The organism is Streptomyces sp. NPDC054840 (genome assembly GCF_053611065.1).
Genome location: NZ_JBSGZP010001105.1, coordinates 1 through 1,386 on the forward strand (window position 1 = coordinate 1; position 1,386 = coordinate 1,386).

Sequence of the window (1,386 nt, forward strand, 5' to 3'; positions counted from 1 at the left end):
GCCCAGGCCCGCCGGACCCGCGCCGCGCAGCAGATCCAGCATCAGCGCCTCGTTGTACCCACGCAGCGTCGGCAGGTTCACCCCGCCGCGCTCGTCCCCGCTACCGCTGTTCACGTACCCATTGTCCACCTTCCTTGCACTTCGGCAACACTGTTGCCAAAGTGGTGCCATGAGCACCCCCGCCACTCCCACCTCCCCCGCCCCGCTCCGCGTCGGTCTCATCGGCTACGGACTGGCCGGTTCCGTCTTCCACGCGCCCCTCGTGGCCGCCACGGACGGGCTCGCCCTCGACACCGTCGTCACCTCCGACCCGGCCCGGCAGGCCCAGGCCCGCGCGGAATTCCCCGACGTGCACATCGCCGCTAACGCCGCCGAGCTGTGGGACCGCGACCTCGACCTGGTCGTGATCGCCTCCCCCAACCGGACGCACGTCCCGCTCGCCACCACGGCCCTCGAAGCCGGCATCCCGGTGGTCGTGGACAAGCCGATCGCCGCCACCGCCGCCGAGGCGCGTGCGCTCGCCGCGCTCGCGGACCGCAGCGGCACCTTCCTCTCCGTCTTCCAGAACCGCCGCTGGGACAACGACTTCCTGACCCTGCGCCGCCTCATCGCCGACGGCGAGCTGGGCGAAGTCCAGCGCTTCGAGTCCCGTTTCGAGCGCTGGCGCCCGCAGCTGAAGGGCGGCTGGCGCGAGTCGGGGGCCCCCGAGGAGATCGGCGGCCTGCTGTACGACCTCGGCAGTCACGTCGTGGACCAGGCGCTGGTGCTGTTCGGCCCGGCGGTACGGGTCTACGCGGAGACCGACGTGCGCCGCCCCGGCGCCGAGACCGACGACGACACCTTCCTCGCGGTCACGCACGCGAACGGGGTCCGCTCCCACCTCTACGTCAGCGCGACCACCGCCCAGCTCGGCCCGCGGCTGCGCGTCCTGGGCTCCCGGGCCGGCTACGTGAAGTACGGCCTCGACCCGCAGGAGGGCGCCCTGCGGGACGGGCTGCGGCCGGGCGGGGACCTGCCGTGGGGCGAGGAGCCCCCGCACCTGTGGGGGCGGCTCGGCTCCGGCGAGTCCCCGCTGACCGGCGGCGGTATCCCGGTTCCGACCGAGCAGGGCGACTACCCGGCGTACTACGCGGCGGTCGCGGCCGCACTGCCCACGGGCGGGCCCGCGCCCGTGACGGCGCTCGAGGCCGCGCACTGCCTCGACGTACTGGAGGCGGCCCGCCGGTCGTCCGAGGAGGGCGTGGTCGTGGAGATTTCCGCCGCAGTGTCCGAATCCGGCTGAAACCGAAGGATCGGAGTGCGCCGGCATGCGGTGCGCGCGAGCGACGACCGCGTCGGGCTCCCGCGGCTGCCGCGGGACACCGGACCGGCCGGGGCGGACGTCGA

At 74.2% G+C, this 1,386-nt stretch carries 1 protein-coding gene; it reads left to right on the plus strand.

Going from position 1 to position 1,386, the window contains the following annotated elements; all coding sequences use genetic code 11:
• Positions 1-169: 169 nt before the first annotated feature.
• On the plus strand, positions 170-1,282 hold the full coding sequence (locus tag ACWGIU_RS37910) for a Gfo/Idh/MocA family protein (RefSeq protein WP_453712634.1): 1,113 nt from the start codon (positions 170-172) through the stop codon (positions 1,280-1,282).
• Positions 1,283-1,386: the final 104 nt, after the last annotated feature.

What these genes read in the sequence shown, in the direction of transcription:
- ACWGIU_RS37910 (WP_453712634.1), top strand. Translation starts at nt 170, where the DNA reads ATGAGCACCCCCGCCACTCCCACCTCCCCCGCCCCGCTCCGCGTCGGT.